Here is a 17,139-nt window from a genome sequence, read left to right as displayed (position 1 = left end):
ATGTTTGTCGCACAGCTTTGTGAGACATATCTCACATTGGTACTGGTAAATAACCAAAAACACTCAGAAACGACGTTTGCCACTGACAAATTGGGCCAACATGACCCAGTCAGCCATCAAGCTGTAGACTGGGTATTGAAAGGTCGCCGGCTTATTGTGTTCAAAACCAAAGTGACCAATCCAGGCAAAGCCATAACCCACCACAGGCAGAGCCAAGAGCCATACAAATTGTCCACTAAGCAGGCTGAATAACAGAATAAGCAATACCAAGGTCGAACCTAGATAATGCAAACCTCGGCATACGGGATCGGAATGCTGAGATAGATAGAAAGGATAAAACTCAGCAAAACTCTTGTACTTTTGCTCCACTCTTAACTCCTGTTATTGGTAGACGTCATCATCGGTATGACTGTGGTAAAAGAGCAACTCTCCGGTTAACTGCCCTATATTGAGCTCAACCACGGGTACAAAGCCTTGCTCTCGGAACAGATGAGAATGGCCATCCTCAGTCACAAAGACTCCAACCCCTTCCAGCTCCGGCTGCTCATCACACCAACCCAATACCGCCTGGACGAGCAACTTGCCATAACCCTTGCGCTGCTCGGTTAAAGCTACTGCAATGAACTGTATAATGCCGTATTCAGTAGCCGGCAGGTGCTCCAGAATTGAATTCTCCTTCTGCATCAACTTCTGCGTCGATTGCCAGCCTGTCCCCAGCTGCATTTTCAAACGCCAATGCCAATAGCGTCCCTCCCCTTGGGGAAGTGATGAGGTCACCACGCAGGCAACCCCAATCAAGCGCTCAGCGTCGAACAACCCAATAAGAGGCTGCTCCTGTTGCCAAAGCTCATTGAGCTCTTCACGGATCGCGGCTCTGAGCTTTTGTTCATATTCGACGGCATTGGCGGCCGGCAAGGTCTGCTGAAAAAACGCATCATCGTGATAGGCGTTATAGAGAATTGATGCGGCCAGGCGCAAATCTTCCGCTGTCAGGTAGACGGCACGCAGAGAATCGGGAGTCTGGGTTTCCATTTGTTGTTGTCCTTGTCAGCCAAAAGGGCAATTTCCAATTTAACAATATTGGATCAAAGTGCAATATCTTGATCTTGCTTGCCAGGCATTGTCACTTCATCTTTAGGCAGATTGGTATAAGCTAAGGAAGGCGCGAACAAGTCCCATGTGGGCTCTGCGTCGGCTTACGGACTTGGATGCAAGGCGTGGTTCGCAGCAAATGGCCCTAGTCCTTTGCAAGAAGCACAACACAGCAGGCAGGCCTGTAAGCCACGCCCTTCGGGGCTTTCACAGCAACCCGCTCTCTGCGTTATCTGACTTCGGCATGCCTTCAGTCAGATGCCTTGAACGCCAATTGCTGTGCAAGCCACTCTCTACAAAAGAGAAGGCCGCGAGGACTTATTTGCACCTTCCCTAAGGGGAAGGAATAAGGCTTACTATCTGTTTTATTAAGGCTTGTTCACTCATCACCTTGACAAGATATGTCAGGACTTCTGGAGGTCAGAATATGGATACCACCCACACAGACTTGGCCCATTTATTTGAGCAATTGGGACTCCCTAGCAGCAGTAAGGCGATAGAAGGCTTTATCGGCGCACATTCTATCCCCGAGGGAGTCAAACTGGTGGATGCACCATTCTGGAATGAAGCGCAGCGCACTTTTTTAACAGAGGCTCTGGCCGAGGACGCTCAATGGTCAGACACCATAGACCATTTGGACGCCCAGCTCAGGAGTTGATTGAAATTGGGATGAGTGTGAATTACAGCTGCGCGTAAGCCTTATCGCCCCAGCCAATCAGTTGTTGATCGCGAAACACCAAGGGGGTGCACTCATCCTTGGTGGTCTTGCCATCACTGTGTCTGTGGCGGGTACGGTAAAATAGTACCTGTACTTGCTGATCATTGGAGAGAAAGGCTTCATTAAAGTCGGCCTGCCCCATGAGCTGCTGCACCTGTTGCTGATCCATTCCCAGAGTCAACTTGGCCAGTTGTTGCTGATTTTGCTGTTGCTGCAATTGCCAGGACTCCTTTTCATCCCAGTTGGCTTCGTGATCGCCGACATTGACCACACAGGCACTAAGCCCTAAGCTTGCAATCCCCATCAGTGGCAGTAATAACTTGTTCATTGTCACTCCTTGTTATATTTATCAAATGTTGACTTTTGTTAAGCAAATGCAGCAAACGCTATGCAACATGCAGGCCAACAAATAAACTGATAAATATCAAAATGATAAAAGCAAACAACTGCTGCACTATGTAGCTATTCGCGAAAATGTGAGGTTTTTTACCAAGATGTCCACTCCACTGGAACAGGTCATGGCCGCCGCGGCGGCAGTAGCCCAAAGCGGCCATACTCCCTCTCTGGCACTGATTAAGGCAAGACTCGGCAACAAGTTACCAATGCCACTGCTGGTTGAAGGTCTGCAGCGTTTCAAATCCCTGCCAGAGAGTGAACGGGAAAAACTGCTTGAAGACGCACCTCAACTGCAAGAAACCGTGCCACAACAAGCTGTCACCACAGTAGAAGTTCTCCAGCAGGAAATCAGCCAGCTACGCCAGGAACAGCAGCAACTGAAACAAGAATTCGCGGCCTTGCAACAAAGACTCGCCAAGCTTGAGGAACAGCAATAATGTTTGTCTGCGAACTCAGGTTTGAATGCTTTGCCAACACCACTATCAGCGCCGCAGAAAAAGCCATCAATACCCTGCTTGAGGCCTGGCGGGCCAACGGTCAGGTATTGGGACGGGAATTTGCGGTGGCCTTTAGGGACGGGGAGTTCAGAGTCAGGCTGCTGCTACCGGAAGAAACCAGTCTGGCCAACAGGCACAACAGTCCCTGGGCCAAACAGGCGTTGCAGCAGTTAACCGAGGCCAAACTGCTGACCCCCAAGGAAAAGCTCATAGGTCAGGATATCAATTCCGAGGTCAGCACCCTGGAGCCCCCAAGTTGGCAGCTGCTTTATACCAGCTATGTGCATATGTGCTCGCCGCTGCGCAGCGGCGATAACTTGCTACCCATTCCACTCTACCGCATTCCCGCGACCTTCAACGGCGATCACAAGCGGGTGATCCGTTGGCAAACCGAGTGGCAAGCCTGTGATGAACTGCAGATGGCCGCAGCAACCAAGGCCGAATTTGCCGCCCTCGAGGAGCTTTCCAGCCCGGACAGCGATCTGTTCCGCCGCGGCTGGGATCTGCGCGGCCGTATCGAATATCTGACCAAAATTCCTACCTATTACTACCTTTACCGGGTCGGGGGAGAGAGTAAACAAGCCGAATTGGCCCGTCCCTGCCCCCGCTGCGGCAACCCGGACTGGCGCCAGCCCAGCCCATTGCTGGATCTGTTTCATTTCCGCTGTGACAACTGCCGGATAGTCTCCAACCTCTCCTGGGATCATCAATAAACTGGGACAATCAATAGCCTAGGATCATCAATAGCAGTGATCATCAATCAATAGTGATTGTGGTAACCCCGACTGTCAGCGGCGGGAAAACAGGTGTTGCCACATGAGCTTCATCCGCGCCCAGAGACCGGGATGGTCGACATTCGCCATGGCCGGCTCCACAGGCTCAACCGCCGGCGCCACTCTGGGGCGCAACATAACAAGAAACTCTTCCAGACTGTCTGCCAGCTTCTTTGAGGGGAGCTCACCCGGGGTCTCACGCCAGACAGCACCGGTTTCATTATCCACGCAGATCATCTCATCACCTTGCCCCAATAGACCGATAAACCAGGTCGGTGGCTGCTTGAGCTTGCGTTTCATCATCAGGTGCCCAATCAGATTCTGCTGCAGAAACTCAAAATCGTCCTGACTCCAGGGCTGCAGTAGTTCCCCTTCGCCGAAATCGGCTTCAAACAACAGATGCGCGGCAAAAAACTGCCCATAAAACTCGTCGATATCGGCATGCAACGACAACTCCAGCGCATGACTGACATTGGCAAAGCTGCCTGGCTGTTCTCGGCGAATAGTCTGCCACAGTAGCGGATCTTCACCATCCTCCTGCAGCACACAGGGCGAGGCCTCTCCCCTGGCATAATATCTGGGGCCTTCCCCCAGACTCGACTGGTAACTTTGATGATAACGGCTGAGAAATTGCTCCAACGCCTGGGCACAAGACACTTATCGCACTTCCAAATTCAGGTATAATGGTGGCCTATTTTGACACGGAAACCCGCTTGATGACACAGAATCACGACCCTTACCGGAACGCCGAAGCCTTATCTGGCCTGACACTGGGTCAGCAGACAGATTATCAAGAGCATTACGCCCCTGAGCTGTTGCAGGGTGTGCCCCGCAAACTCAACCGTGATGCAATCAACCTGAGTGCGCCTCTGCCGTTTCAGGGGGCCGATATCTGGACCGGCTATGAACTCTCCTGGCTCAATGCCAAGGGCAAGCCCATGGTGGCCATCGCCGAGTTCCAGCTGGATCTCAACAGTGAGCATTTAATTGAGTCCAAATCCTTCAAGCTCTATCTGAACAGTTTCAATCAAACCCGCTTTGACAGTACTGAAGCCGTCGAGCAGACCCTGACCCAAGATCTGAGCCGCTGTGCCAATGGCGAGGTAAAAGTCAGAGTGATTGAGCCCAAGCACTTCAACAGCCAGAGAGTTGTTGAGCTGCCGGGGCACTGCATTGACGATCTGGATATTGAAGTCAGCGACTATGAGTTCAACCCCAAATGGCTCGAAGACAGCACAGACGACAAGCAGATAGTCGCCGAGACCTTGAACTCCAACCTGCTTAAGTCCAACTGTTTGATCACCTCACAGCCTGATTGGGGCAGCGTGATGATCCGCTACCAGGGACCCAAGATAGACAGGGAAAAACTGCTGCGTTATCTGATCTCTTTCCGCCAGCATAACGAGTTCCACGAGCAGTGTGTGGAGCGGATATTCACCGATCTGAAGCGTTTCTGCCATTGCAGTAAATTGACCGTCTACGCCCGCTACACCCGCAGAGGCGGATTGGACATCAACCCTTTCCGCAGTGACTTTGAGCACGTGCCGGAAAGCCAACGCCTGGCAAGACAGTAATTGAACATAAAGCGGCTTTAAAGCCGCTTTTTCATTCTTGCCGGTAACCTATTTCAGAGTGCTACTGACCAAGGTGCCACTGCAGTTGCCAGTTGATGGCTGCAGGCGCCCCCAGCGTCAGGGCCAATCGATAACCCGGCTCCATATGGCCAAGCCAACTCTGCCACTGGGTGTTTTCCTTAGGCTTTAACAAAAGCCCACGGCGCATCGAAACAATCTCGGCAGGCCGCTCGGCCGAGCATACCTCCCCTGAGCTCAAGTCAAACGCAAACCCATCGAGCGGCTGCGCCAACCCTTTGCCGGTCGCTTTGATATAAGACTCTTTCAAGGCCCAGAGGTCGAAAAACGCCTCTCGCCGCGTGGCATCATCCAGATCTCGTAACTGCTGCAGCTCAAAAGGCGCAAAATAGTGGCGCATCACAGTATCGATAGATGTGCGCATCCGTAAACGCTCTATATCGACTCCGAGTTGCAACTCAGGAGAAGGATGTTTCAGCAATGCCAACAGCAGCCAATCACCGCTGTGACTGAGGTTAAAATGCAGCTGAGTCTGTTGAAACTGCTCATCACAAAGGCGCGGCTTACCCTGGGGACCATAATCGAAACACCACTCCCGGGCTGCAAGCGGCGCTTGACTACTCAGGGTTTTTCTCAGCAAGGCGCGGCTTGTTATTGCTCGTTGTTGTACCTCTTTATGGCTTATTCGGGCAAACTTTTCCCGCTCGGCCGGTGTCAGGCACAGCGCCAGGTCTTTGATTTTTAAAGGCTCACTCTGGCGTAAGGGATACAAAAAGAGTTGCACGGCGTTGATGGGAGGCTCCAAAAAACCAAGGGGGAGTAGGCTATTTTGCCTTGGGCTCCCCCTCGGTCTCAAGTGCTAATCGTTCATGTTTTGCTGATTCATTTTATCGACATAGGCTCTCGCCTCTTCCCGCTCTCTTTCCCGTTGCTGGGCGGTTGTACAGCGGCGGTTGGGAATATTGCTGCCGGTGACCCTAACCCGATCGCAGCGGTATCCCTGTTCATCGAGTCTTTGTTGGCGGGCCGCGTCCTCAGGCGACAACTCGGCGGTCGTTGCACTGGTACCACTGCAACCGGCGCCGAGTACAGTAAACAAGGCAGCACTCGCCATTCCCAGTAGATTATTTTTTGTTAAATACACCTGACACTCTCCATTTCTGTTGCTGATGCCAGTTCATCCAGTTGCCCTAAAGGCAGATACCCAGGTTGTAACATAAGCTGCAATATAAGCTGCAACAGACCACTGGGGATTAGGGATAAATAGGTATCAGATATCCATTTTTACAGCACAAAAAACCAAAACAACCAATTTATATCAATTTAAAAACAAATCAACAACAAGCCATTCCAGACTCATTTGCGAGTGAGTGCTTTAAAACAAAAGCAGGATTTTCAGTCCCAGATGATTGTATCGAGCAACAGGCACTGGTAATCTGCTTCACCTGTTACTGAAATAACAGCCTGACGCTCAGTATTGTGGAAGTTTGCAACCATGGCAGACAGGCGAGAAAGGAAGCCCAAGGGCCCAGTCCCAGCTGATTATGAAGCAAACTCAAACCGGAAAACGGCGTCATCGTAATGCCACCACCACCCCGGAAATGCGCCGCTTTATCCAGGAGTCGGAGCTCAATGTCAGCCAACTGGCACGGTTACTGAATATCAGTGAAGCAACCGTTCGCAAGTGGCGTAAACGCGAGTCGACCCAGGATCAATCCCATACCCCGCATCATTTGAATACTACCCTGAGCGATATTCAGGAATATGTGGTTGTCGGACTGCGTTGGCAGCTCAAGCTGCCATTGGACAGGCTGTTGCAAGTCACCCAAGAGTTTATCAATCCCCATGTTTCGCGCTCCGGGCTGGCCCGCTGTCTGAAACGCCACGGCGCATCCCGGCTCGACAATATTGATGCTGCGCACTCGCTACCGCCAAAACACTTCAATAAGCTGCCGGTCTACAGTGGCAGTGAGATGCAAACCTACACCCTCAACAGCCAAACGCTCGCCGATGCGTTGATGCTGCCCAGTACCGATGAACACACTGTGGTTCAGGTCGAAGCCATGAGTATTCCCATTGGCCAACAGACCCATTCGGTACTCATAGGGATGGATCCCGTCAGCGGCTGGGTCTATGTCGACATCTATCAGGATGACGACACCCACGCCGCCGACCGCTACATAGCCTACGTCCTCAAGCGTGCCCCGTTTGCACTGCGCCGCTTGCTGGTACGCAACTATCATATTTTCCAATCCAGGTTTCCCGCTGCCGCCAAGGCAGGGCGCAAACCCAGGCCGCAACTTGCAGCCACCAATGGAGATGCTCAATGAGCCATGAACAAGCCTCTCAGATAGACAAACGCCTCAACAAAAGGCTGAAAGACACACCGATTGCCATAGTCGGCATGGCGAGCCTGTTTGCCGGCAGCCGTTATCTGAACCAGTTTTGGGATCTGATCTGCGACAAGATAGATGCCATCACCCAAGTGCCCGCCGACCGCTGGCAAGTGGCAGACTATTTTGACCCCGACAAGAAAGCCGCCGACAAGAGTTACTGCAAGCGCGGCGGCTTTATCCCGGAAGTGGATTTCAACCCGATGGAGTTTGGTCTGCCGCCCAATATCCTCGAACTGACCGACACCTCGCAGCTGCTGTCGCTGGTGGTAGCCAAAGAGGTGTTGGAGGATGCAGGTATCCATGAAGGCTCGGACTATGATCGCGACCGCATCGGCATCACCTTGGGGATTGGCGGTGGCCAGAAAATCAGCCAAAGCCTCAATGCCAGGCTGCAATACCCTGTGCTGAAAAAGGTGTTCCGCGAGAGTGGCGTCAGTGAGCAGGACAGCGAAATGCTGATCCGCAAGTTCCAGGATCAATATATACATTGGGAGGAAAACTCCTTCCCTGGGTCACTCGGCAATGTTATCGCCGGTCGGATTGCCAACCGTTTCGATCTCGGCGGCATGAACTGTGTGGTCGATGCCGCCTGTGCCGGCTCGCTGGCGGCAATGCGGATGGCGCTCACCGAACTGACCGAAGGCCGCAGCGATATGATGCTCACCGGAGGCGTCTGCACCGACAACTCCGCCTATATGTACATGAGCTTCTCCAAGACCCCGGCCTTTACCAGCGACGAGCAGATAAAGCCGTTCGACGCCGACTCCCGCGGCATGATGATAGGCGAAGGCATAGGCATGGTGGCGCTAAAACGCCTGGATGATGCCGAGCGCGACGGTGACCGCATCTATGCGGTGATCAAAGGGGTTGGCGCCTCCAGCGACGGCAAGTTCAAGAGCATTTACGCGCCGCGCCCAGAGGGCCAGGCCAAGGCACTGCGGCGGGCCTACGATGATGCCGGGTTCCCGCCCCATACTCTGGGCCTGATGGAAGCTCACGGCACAGGTACGGCCGCCGGTGATGTGGCCGAATTCAGCGGCCTCAACGCCGTAATGAGCCAGGATAATCCTGAGCTGCAGCACATTGCGCTGGGTTCAATCAAGTCCCAGGTGGGCCATACCAAGTCGACCGCCGGCACTGCCGGGGTGATCAAGGCGGCTTTGGCGCTGCACCACAAGGTGTTGCCGCCCACCATCAATGTAAAGCAGCCCAATCCCAAGATGGCAGTGGAGCAATCGCCCTTCTATCTCAACACTCAAACCCGCCCTTGGATGCCAAGAACCGACGGTACGCCGAGGCGCGCCGCCGTCAGCTCCTTTGGCTTTGGTGGCACCAACTTCCACCTGGTATTGGAAGAGCACAGCCCCGAATTACCCAAGCAACCCGCTCGCCTGAGACGCACGCCTTTGCCACTGCTGTTCTGCGCTCCGGACAAACCGGCGCTGGAGCAAGAGATAAGCGCTCTGTTCAAGACGCTGAACTCAGATGCCCATGGCGACCTTGAAACCCTGTGCGCGCCCTATCGCCTCGGCAGCCAGACTCAGGTACAAGGCCCCAGGCTGGGACTGCTTGCCTGCGACACCATAGAGCTGCAGCAAAAACTGCAACAGGCCTTGAACAAGCTGCAAAGCACGGCTGAAGAACAGCCGCAAACCCGTTGGCAACATCAGGGAATCGAGTACCGCAGCGCGCCTTTGACTGAGGCCAAGACCGCCGCCCTGTTTGCCGGTCAAGGCAGTCAGTATCTGCAGATGGGCTCTGGGCTAACCCAGCTCTATCCCGAGCTTCGCGCCGAATTTGCCGCCGCCGACAGTGAATTCTCCCGCCAGGGCATAGCCGACAAGTACGGCATGGGCCCCTTGTCGGCGCGGGTGTTCCCGATAGCCAAATTCACGCCCCAGGCCAGCAAAGAGGATGAACTGGCACTGGCCAATACCCGCTTTGCCCAAAGCGCCATCGGCGCCCTCGGCATGGGGCAGTTTACTCTGCTTTGCCAGGCCGGATTCCAGGCGGATATGCTGGCCGGTCACAGCTTTGGTGAGCTGTCGGCACTGCGCGCCGCTGGTGCCTTGAGCCGTGAGAGCTATTACGCGCTGGCCTTCGCCAGAGGCGATGCCATGGCCAGCGTCCCCGAGGATAAAGACCCGGGCGCCATGAGCGCCGTTATTCTGCCTTCGGCCGCAGAGCGCAATACTCTCGAGCAACTGCTGCAGACTGAACCCGAGGTGCAGATAGCCAATATCAACAGCCCGGTTCAGCTTGTGATTGCCGGCGCGAGTGAAGCGGTGGCCCGGCTCAACCTCAAGCTGAACGAGGCAGGTTTGCGCGCCATAGCGCTGCCGGTATCCGGGGCCTTCCACACTCCGCTGGTGGCCCATGCGCAGCAACCCTTTGCCGAGGCGATTGCCCGCCAGGGCTTGAGCGATGCGAAAACGCCTCTGTATGTCAATGCCACAGGAGACAAGCTGGCACAGGATGCCGAAAGCCTCAGAGCCAACCTGGAGCAGCATATGCTCAAGCAGGTGCGCTTCAGTGAGCAGATAGAGAGCATGTACCGGGACGGCGCCAGAATATTTGTCGAGTTTGGCCCGAAAAACACCCTGGCCAAGTTGGCACAAGCCACCTTGGGCGATCGCGCCGCCGAATGCCTGTTCCTGTCGCTGGACAGCCCAAGCTGTATCGATTCACTGGCCGCCGACACTGAGCTGAAGCAAGCCCTTATCAGCCTGGCATTGGCGGGCCTGCCTCTGACAGATCCCGATGCCTATCGCGCCGTACAAACCCAGGCCAAACACAAGGCCTCACCGATGACTATCAAGCTCGGTGCCAGTAACTATATCAGCCCGGCGACCGCCCGAAAGATGGCGGCCTCACTCAAAGAGGGCCGGGTCAGTCAACAGACAAAAATAGTCGAGAAAGTCGTGGAAAAAATAGTCGAGATCCCAGTAGCGGTCGCAAGCCAGAACCCGAGTCAACCGAGCCAAGCTACAGCGCCACAAGCTGCAAACGGCCTCCCAGCAAACAGCGGCAGCGGATTACAGCAGTTTTTCAGCGCCCAGCAACAGTTGGCCGAGCTGCATCAGCAGTTTCTGAATATCCCACTGCAATATGGCAACAGTGTGCAGCAACTGCTCGCAGAGCAAGTAAAACTGGCGACGGCCGGCAAAGCGATTCCTGACAGCCTCAATCAGACCCTGGCCATGTTCCACCAGCACCAGGCCGAGACTTTAAAGATCCACAACGACTTTATTCAGTCGCAAAATCTCGGCGCCCAGCAGTTGTTGCAACAACTTCAGGGCGGTGCTGTGTTACCAAATTCTGTGTTGACCAATGCTGTATTGCCCAAGATAGAGCAGGCCCAAGCAGTAGCAGTGTCTATGCCCGTCCAGGCTGCAGCGCCTTTAACTCACGCCGCAACGCCAGTCAAAGCAGCAAGCACGCCACAGCAACCCAGCCAAGTGCTACAAAGCCGGCCTCAAGCTCCAGCCCCAGCAGTAGCCGTAACCACAGCCAAGCCAAGCACAGGTGTCGAAGAGCTGATGTTGCAAGTGGTGGCCGACAAAACCGGCTACCCCACAGAAATGCTCGAGCTGGGGATGGATATGGAGGCCGATCTCGGTATCGACTCCATCAAGCGGGTGGAAATTCTCGGCACAGTGCAGGATGCCTTGCCTGAGCTGCCACAATTGGATGCCGCAACCTTGAGTGAATGCCGCACCCTGGGGCAGATTGTCGCTTATCTGCAGCTAAGCGCCGGTGTGAACGCCAGTGTTCAGCCACCCCTGGCTCAATCAAACGCAGCTCAATCAAACACAGCTCATGCAAATCAGAATGATGTCACGGCACTGATGCTGCAGGTAGTGGCGGACAAGACCGGCTATCCGGCCGAAATGCTCGAGCTGGGGATGGATATGGAGGCCGATCTCGGTATCGATTCCATCAAGCGGGTGGAAATTCTCGGCACAGTGCAGGATGCCTTGCCTGAGCTGCCACAATTGGACGCCGCCACCCTAAGCGAATGCCGCACCCTGGGGCAGATTGTCGATTATCTGCAGCAAAGCGCCGGTGTGGATTCAAGCGTTCAACCTGAGCCAATTCAGCCGAGCCCCGCCCTGTCAAGCACGGCCCATGCAGATCAGAATGATGTGACGGCACTGATGCTGCAGGTAGTGGCCGACAAGACCGGCTATCCGGCCGAAATGCTCGAGCTGGGGATGGATATGGAAGCCGATCTTGGTATCGATTCCATCAAACGGGTGGAGATCTTGGGCACAGTACAAGATGAATTGCCTGAGCTGCCGCCGCTGGACGCCGCAACTCTAAGTGAATGCCGCACCCTGGGGCAAATTGTCGACTATCTGCAGCAAAGCGCCGGATTGAACGCCAGTGTTCAGCCACTCCTGGCTCAATCAAACACTGCTCATGCAAATCAGAATGATGTCACGGCAATCATGCTGCAGGTAGTGGCTGAGAAGACCGGCTACCCCACGGAAATGCTCGATCTGGGGATGGATATGGAGGCCGACCTCGGTATCGATTCCATCAAGCGGGTGGAAATTCTCGGCACAGTACAGGACCAATTGCCTGAGCTGCCACAATTGGATGCCGCCACCTTAAGTGAATGTCGCACCCTGGGGCAGATAGTCGACTATCTGCAGCAAAGCGCCGGTGTGCAGCCTGAGCCAATTTCAAATCAGAGTGATGTCACGGCAATCATGCTTCAGGTAGTGGCTGAGAAGACCGGCTACCCGGCCGAAATGCTTGAGCTTGGGATGGATATGGAGGCCGATCTCGGTATCGATTCCATCAAGCGGGTGGAAATTCTCGGCACAGTGCAGGACAAACTGCCTGAGCTGCCACAGCTGGACGCCGCAAGCTTAAGCGAATGCCGCACCCTGGGGCAGATCATAGATTGTTTTGCCGGTTCAAACGCTGAGCATGCAGCCGAGCCGCTAACCCAAACCTATGAGACGCCAAACACTCAGCCGAGTGTGGCCTTGCCGCCCCATTCGGGAGTCAGCCTAAAAAAGCTGCCGGCGGCAGATAGATTCTCAGGCGCAAGCGCCGAGGCTCTGTTTGCCGCGAACAGCTGTGCGCTGCTGCTCGATGACGGCCACAATGCCGGTGTCCTGGCCAAGAAACTGACCGACAGTGGCATCAGTGTCACGCTGGTGCGCCCGGCGGCAACCGATTCGCAATCGGCGCTGGATAGCAAGCTGCCAATCCTGACTCTGGCCAGCAATGATGATGCCGGAGTCGAGGCGCTCATCGCCGGGCTCAAACAGCAAGTGGCCATCTATATCCATCTGCAGCCACAACTGCCGCGGGAACAACTCGAGGAGTTGATGCCGCTCAACATCACGGCCAAGACTCAGGTACAACTGAGCTTCCTGTTCGCCAAGCATTTGAGCCCAGCCTGGCAAACGCCGACAAAAGGCCGCCGCGCCTTTATCACTGTGGCGCGCATGGATGGTCAGCTGGGTTTCAGCGGTCAGCCCTGTGAATTGAATCAGAGCGCCCTGTTTGGCTTAACCAAGACCCTGGCGCAGGAATGGCCTCAGGTGCATTGCCGCGCGTTGGATCTTGCTCCTGAGCTAGATGCCTCGGCGCTGGCCTCGCAAGTCATGGATGCGCTCTACAGCCCTAGTCAGGATCCATTGGAGTGGGGCAAAAGCGCCGCCGGCAGAGTGACCCTGGTAGCGACTTCGGCCGATGACCAGAATGCTGCCGATACAAGCCTGGCGCCATGCAGGCTCGATAGTTCAGATAAAATACTGGTGACCGGGGGCGCAAAAGGCGTCACCCTGGACTGTGCCCTGGCGCTGGCCCACCAAAGTGGCAGTCACTTTATTCTCGCCGGTCGCAGCAAGGCCTTGGCATTGGAAGCCTTTCCCGATTGGGCCCAAGGGCTTGAGAGCGGTCAGCTAAAAGCAGCCGCAATCACCGCGCTATTGGCCAAGGGGCAAAAGCCCTCGCCCAAGGAAGTGGAAGCCCTGATAAAACCTCTGGTCAACGCGCTTGAGATTCACGCGGCGCTCAAGCGCTTTGAGGCCATAGGTGCCAGCGCCGAATACCTGAGCCTGGATGTCAGTAACCCGGATGCGGTCGCGTCCACACTGGCGCCCATTCAGGCATTGGCGCCTATCAGCGGGCTGATTCACGGCGCCGGGGTGTTGGCCGATAAACACATCGCCGACAAGACCCTCGCCGAACTCGAATTGGTGACAGGCACCAAGGTTGGCGGCCTCTCCGCCTTGCTCAGAGCCTTGGCGCCAAACCAAAAGGCCGCCGAGCACTTAAAACTGTTGGCGCTGTTTTCCTCCGCCGCCGGTTTCTACGGCAACACAGGCCAGAGCGACTACGCCATGGCCAATGAAATTCTCAATAAAACTGCTCATCGGCTGCATCATGAGTTGCCGACCACCCGAGTGATCAGTTTCAACTGGGGCCCCTGGGATGGCGGTATGGTCAACGCGGCGCTGAAGCAGATGTTTGAGTCCCGCGGCGTCTATGTGATCCCAAGAGAAGCCGGTGCCAAGCTGTTTGCCGAGGCGATTCTGGCCCGCTCAGAGCCGCAGCTATTGATTGGCTCCAGCATGCAAGGCCCGGGTGGCAAACAAGGCCTGAACCACACAGATGCGCAGGAAGCCCAAGCTAGCCCTCAAACCCTGAGTCGCAGCATCAAGCGCCAGGAGCTGGCGCTGCTGGAAGATCACTGCATAGGCGGCAATCCGGTATGGCCGACTGTCTGCGCGCTCCAGTGGATGCTGCAAAGTGCCCAGAGCCTCTTTGGCGGCGATTGGCGCGCCGTGGACTATAAGCTGCTCAAAGGCGTGGTATTTGACAGTGATGAAAAGCGATTGCAGCTCAGCCTGACGCTGGGAGCCGACGGCGAGCTGCAGGCGAGCATCAGCTGTGATGAGCGGCCTCAGTATCAGGCGACCCTGCTTCCGTTAATCCAGCAGCCGTTAATGCCACAGCAAGCCAGTCAGCCGCTGGCACATGTTTCTATGACTGAGGTAGGCGAAGGTGAGCCCCAAGTGCGTCAAGGCAGTGAGTTTTATCACAGCGGCGCCCTGTTCCATGGCCCGCAGCTGCAGGCCATTACTGAGGTGCTGCAGTTTGACGATCAAGGGCTTAGCTGCCGATACCGGCTACCGGATGCCGCATCGAGCGAAGATCGCGCCCTGATCCAGCAAGACGCACTGCTGCAGGCCATGTTGATCTGGGCCCGGCTCAAATACGATGCCGCCAGCCTGCCCTCCTCACTGGCGGCGCTCTGGCAAAACGCCCTGCTACCTGAAAATGACACCGGCCTTATTCGCCTGCAGGTGACCAAGCACTCCAGCCGTCAGCTCAGCGCCGATCTGGCCCTGTTCAACGCCGAGGGCCAACTGCAAACCGGGCTGGGAAATGCCAAGGTCACCATTAGCAAGGGGCTCAATGCCGCCTTTGAACCGGCCAAGGCCGCCACAGGGAATAGAGAAAGGCCTTGAGCAAAGCGATAGGCCATATGCCTCACATTGAAGTAAAGCCAGCTGAGTCTGCGACCGAAAAGCCGCTGCGGCTGGCCCTGTGCCTGGTCGAAGAGGAGCAAAGCCTGGCGCCCAAGCTTAGGGCTGCCTTGCGCACTATCGCGTTTGATAGCAATCAGGTTCCCGACTGGCCTTGGCTGGTGGCCGAGGTCAAGGCCGGGGCAAGCCTGAGCCTGGTGCTGCCATCAAAGCAGCGGCTATTGCTGCTAAGCGCAGTCGATGCGGCGCAAGCAAGACTGCATCCCCAAGCCTTGCTGCAGGCCTTAAGCCATGGCGCTCACAAGCCGCAGCAGCTTCTTAAGCAGGCCTGGCAGCAGGCAAAACGCCCGGAGGTGGAGGAAAGGGACACTCTGTTTCTGGAGCAACCGTTGCAGCTTGAGCAGTTATGCCTGCAACTGGAGGCATTTGCCAAGCGGCGCCAGGTACAGAAAATGGCGGGGTTGCCTTTTCAAGGCAAGTCTCTGGCGCTGGTCTTCAGCTCCCCTGCTATGGCGCTGATCCTCAGCCAAGGCACAGCCTTGAGCGGCTCTTGTGATAAAACAGCCCTGAGCAGCTCTTGTGTGAGCGGCTTGGCTTTTGGAAAAGAATCAACCTCTGGCCTTTGCTCCCAAGGAGCACCCTGGCTTTTGCCACTGACCTTGATTGCCAATCCAAAGACTCTGCTCAGTGAGGCGCAAACTGCGCTGCAGCAGGCCAAAAGTCGCCTGAGCCAATCGATGAGCGCAGATGCTCTGGCGCGCTGGCTGACGGATGAACTGAAAACCCTGGAGCAGAGCTTTTCAGGCACAGCGCCCGAGGGCGGCGAATACTATTCGCTGGCGCTTATTGGCAGAGATGCCGCCGAGCTTATTGCCGAGAGCGAATTGCTCCTGGGTCAGCTTCGGAAAATAACGTCTTTGGCCGAAGTGCCAGAGCTTGAGCTTATTACGCCAAATGGCAGCGTTTTTTGCGCCCAGCCGCTGGGCCCTGCTCGCCTCTGCTTTGTCTACCCGGGTGTCGGCACGGCTTACCATGGCATGCTCGGCGCCTTAAAACAGGCCTTTCCACGCAGTCATGCCGATTTTGAGGCCGCAGCAACAGCCGAAAATGTCGCCCTATCCACCCTGCTGCCAGCAGCCTTGAGCGATATTTCTTATACATCATCCTTGAGCGATGCTTCTAATGAAACAGCCTTGAGCGATAAAGAAGAGGCCACACCCAGTCCGGCGCCAACAATGACACTCGCCGAGCAGGCCGTTGCCGGGGTCGGCGCCAGTGTGCTGCTGACGCAGATACTGCGGCGTGAGTTCAAGCTCCGCCCGGCCTTTGCCATCGGCTACTCCATGGGCGAAGCGGCCATGTTTGCCGCCAATGGCGTCTGGGACAACCCTTTTGCTTTGGTTAAACCTACGCTGGAAAGCCGGATTTTCTCAGAGCAGATCTCGGGCGCGCTCACAGCCGTGCGCCAGGAGTGGCAACTCGATGCCAGAGATGCCATCGGCTGGAACAGTTTTCTGCTGCGCATTGATGCCGACAGCATCACGCCATTATTGCAAAACCCAGCTTACTCACGGGTCTACCTCGCCATACGTCAGGGGCCAAGCTGCGTGCTGGCCGGGGATGAGGCTCAGTGCCGGACACTGATAAAGGCCCTTGGCAAACGCGGCGTTGCCGCCAACCGGGTCACCGCCATGCACACACCGGCGGCCCTGCGTGTAAAGCCCGAATTGACCGCCTTTTATGACAGGCCACTCTCGGGTGAGCTTGAACAGCCGCAGCCCGTCTATATCAGCGCCGGCAGCGAGCAGCCGCTCAAACCTGCCAGGCTTGAGCGCAAGCTGATAGCCGAAACCATAGCGACTTGTTTCAGCCAGCCACTCGATGTGGAGTCGCTGCTGCAAAGAGCCCGAAAACATGGCGCGCAGCTGTTTCTGGAGGTCGGCGCCGACAGCCAAACCAGCAGCATTATTCAGGCGATGGCCGGAAAACAGCTCTCCGGCGATATCAAGGCCTTTGGCTGCGATCGCAAACATAGCGGCTCCGCCGACAACAAAGCATTACTCAAGGCCCTGGCTCGACTCATCAGCCACAGGGTCCCACTGGCCACAGCGGCACTGTATCCACAGCTTGCCCGGCCCGATAACTTAGTGACGTGAGAAAG

The 17,139-nt window shown here is 55.7% G+C and carries 13 protein-coding genes; 7 read left to right on the top strand and 6 right to left on the bottom strand.

What is annotated here, in order from left to right; genetic code table 11:
- Positions 1–63: 63 nt before the first annotated feature.
- Positions 64–369, bottom strand: a complete 306-nt coding sequence (locus ACMHXI_RS03295) for a DUF962 domain-containing protein (protein WP_025887243.1) — start codon at positions 367–369, stop codon at positions 64–66.
- A 12-nt stretch (positions 370–381) separates the two neighbouring features.
- Positions 382–1,032 carry a GNAT family N-acetyltransferase gene (locus ACMHXI_RS03290; RefSeq protein WP_115390077.1) on the bottom strand — a complete coding sequence of 217 codons (651 nt, stop codon included), beginning with the start codon at positions 1,030–1,032 and terminating at the stop codon, positions 382–384.
- A 487-nt stretch (positions 1,033–1,519) separates the two neighbouring features.
- On the opposite strand from ACMHXI_RS03290, the gene ACMHXI_RS03285 reads away from it, so the two are divergent.
- The gene (locus ACMHXI_RS03285; RefSeq protein WP_025887242.1) at positions 1,520–1,750 is read left to right on the top strand and encodes a DUF2789 domain-containing protein; all 231 of its coding nucleotides are present in this window, start codon (positions 1,520–1,522) and stop codon (positions 1,748–1,750) included.
- A gap of 22 nt (positions 1,751–1,772) precedes the next feature.
- Here ACMHXI_RS03285 and ACMHXI_RS03280 read toward each other — a convergent pair whose 3' ends face one another.
- Entirely contained in the window at positions 1,773–2,138 is a 366-nt protein-coding gene (locus ACMHXI_RS03280) for a DUF3192 domain-containing protein (RefSeq protein ID WP_037466957.1), read from the bottom strand.
- Positions 2,139–2,304: 166 nt separating this feature from the next.
- On the opposite strand from ACMHXI_RS03280, the gene ACMHXI_RS03275 reads away from it, so the two are divergent.
- Both ACMHXI_RS03275 and ACMHXI_RS03270 read left to right on the top strand, forming a co-directional pair.
- Positions 2,305–2,643: a hypothetical protein gene (locus ACMHXI_RS03275; RefSeq protein ID WP_025010968.1), complete on the top strand. Its 339-nt coding sequence runs from the start codon at positions 2,305–2,307 to the stop codon at positions 2,641–2,643.
- Positions 2,643–3,416, top strand: coding sequence for a Zn-ribbon-containing protein (locus ACMHXI_RS03270; RefSeq protein ID WP_144191155.1), 774 nt, complete (start codon positions 2,643–2,645; stop codon positions 3,414–3,416). The genes ACMHXI_RS03275 and ACMHXI_RS03270 overlap by 1 nt, the downstream gene beginning before the upstream one ends.
- 75 nt (positions 3,417–3,491) lie before the next feature.
- Here the strand turns inward: ACMHXI_RS03270 and syd are convergent, their stop codons facing one another.
- Positions 3,492–4,133 carry a SecY-interacting protein gene (gene syd / locus ACMHXI_RS03265; RefSeq protein WP_208184949.1) on the bottom strand — a complete coding sequence of 214 codons (642 nt, stop codon included), beginning with the start codon at positions 4,131–4,133 and terminating at the stop codon, positions 3,492–3,494.
- Positions 4,134–4,192: 59 nt separating this feature from the next.
- On the opposite strand from syd, the gene queF reads away from it, so the two are divergent.
- Complete coding sequence (gene queF / locus ACMHXI_RS03260) at positions 4,193–5,050, top strand: NADPH-dependent 7-cyano-7-deazaguanine reductase QueF (protein ID WP_025887237.1); 858 nt, start codon at positions 4,193–4,195, stop codon at positions 5,048–5,050.
- A 61-nt stretch (positions 5,051–5,111) separates the two neighbouring features.
- On the opposite strand, the gene ACMHXI_RS03255 is transcribed toward queF, so the two are convergent.
- The gene (locus tag ACMHXI_RS03255) at positions 5,112–5,852 is read right to left on the bottom strand and encodes a 4'-phosphopantetheinyl transferase family protein (RefSeq protein WP_413733992.1); all 741 of its coding nucleotides are present in this window, start codon (positions 5,850–5,852) and stop codon (positions 5,112–5,114) included.
- A gap of 75 nt (positions 5,853–5,927) precedes the next feature.
- Positions 5,928–6,212: a hypothetical protein gene (locus ACMHXI_RS03250; protein ID WP_129978400.1), complete on the bottom strand. Its 285-nt coding sequence runs from the start codon at positions 6,210–6,212 to the stop codon at positions 5,928–5,930.
- Between the two features lie 400 nt (positions 6,213–6,612).
- On the opposite strand from ACMHXI_RS03250, the gene ACMHXI_RS03245 reads away from it, so the two are divergent.
- The 3 genes from ACMHXI_RS03245 to ACMHXI_RS03235 are packed head-to-tail and all read left to right on the top strand — an operon-like array spanning position 6,613 to position 17,134.
- On the top strand, positions 6,613–7,398 hold the full coding sequence (locus tag ACMHXI_RS03245) for a helix-turn-helix domain-containing protein (protein WP_071238239.1): 786 nt from the start codon (positions 6,613–6,615) through the stop codon (positions 7,396–7,398).
- Positions 7,395–14,960 carry an SDR family NAD(P)-dependent oxidoreductase gene (locus ACMHXI_RS03240; RefSeq protein ID WP_413733990.1) on the top strand — a complete coding sequence of 2,522 codons (7,566 nt, stop codon included), beginning with the start codon at positions 7,395–7,397 and terminating at the stop codon, positions 14,958–14,960. Before ACMHXI_RS03245 ends, ACMHXI_RS03240 begins: the two co-directional genes overlap by 4 nt.
- A complete protein-coding gene (locus ACMHXI_RS03235) occupies positions 14,957–17,134 on the top strand; it encodes a PfaB family protein (protein WP_413733988.1) in 2,178 nt (725 codons plus the stop codon). Before ACMHXI_RS03240 ends, ACMHXI_RS03235 begins: the two co-directional genes overlap by 4 nt.
- Positions 17,135–17,139: the final 5 nt, after the last annotated feature.

The sequence above is a fragment of the Shewanella sp. BJSY2023SW005 genome (assembly GCF_047314585.1).
In the GTDB taxonomy this organism is placed as follows: domain Bacteria; phylum Pseudomonadota; class Gammaproteobacteria; order Enterobacterales; family Shewanellaceae; genus Shewanella; species Shewanella algae.
This window is presented reverse-complemented; position numbering and strand designations above follow the sequence as displayed.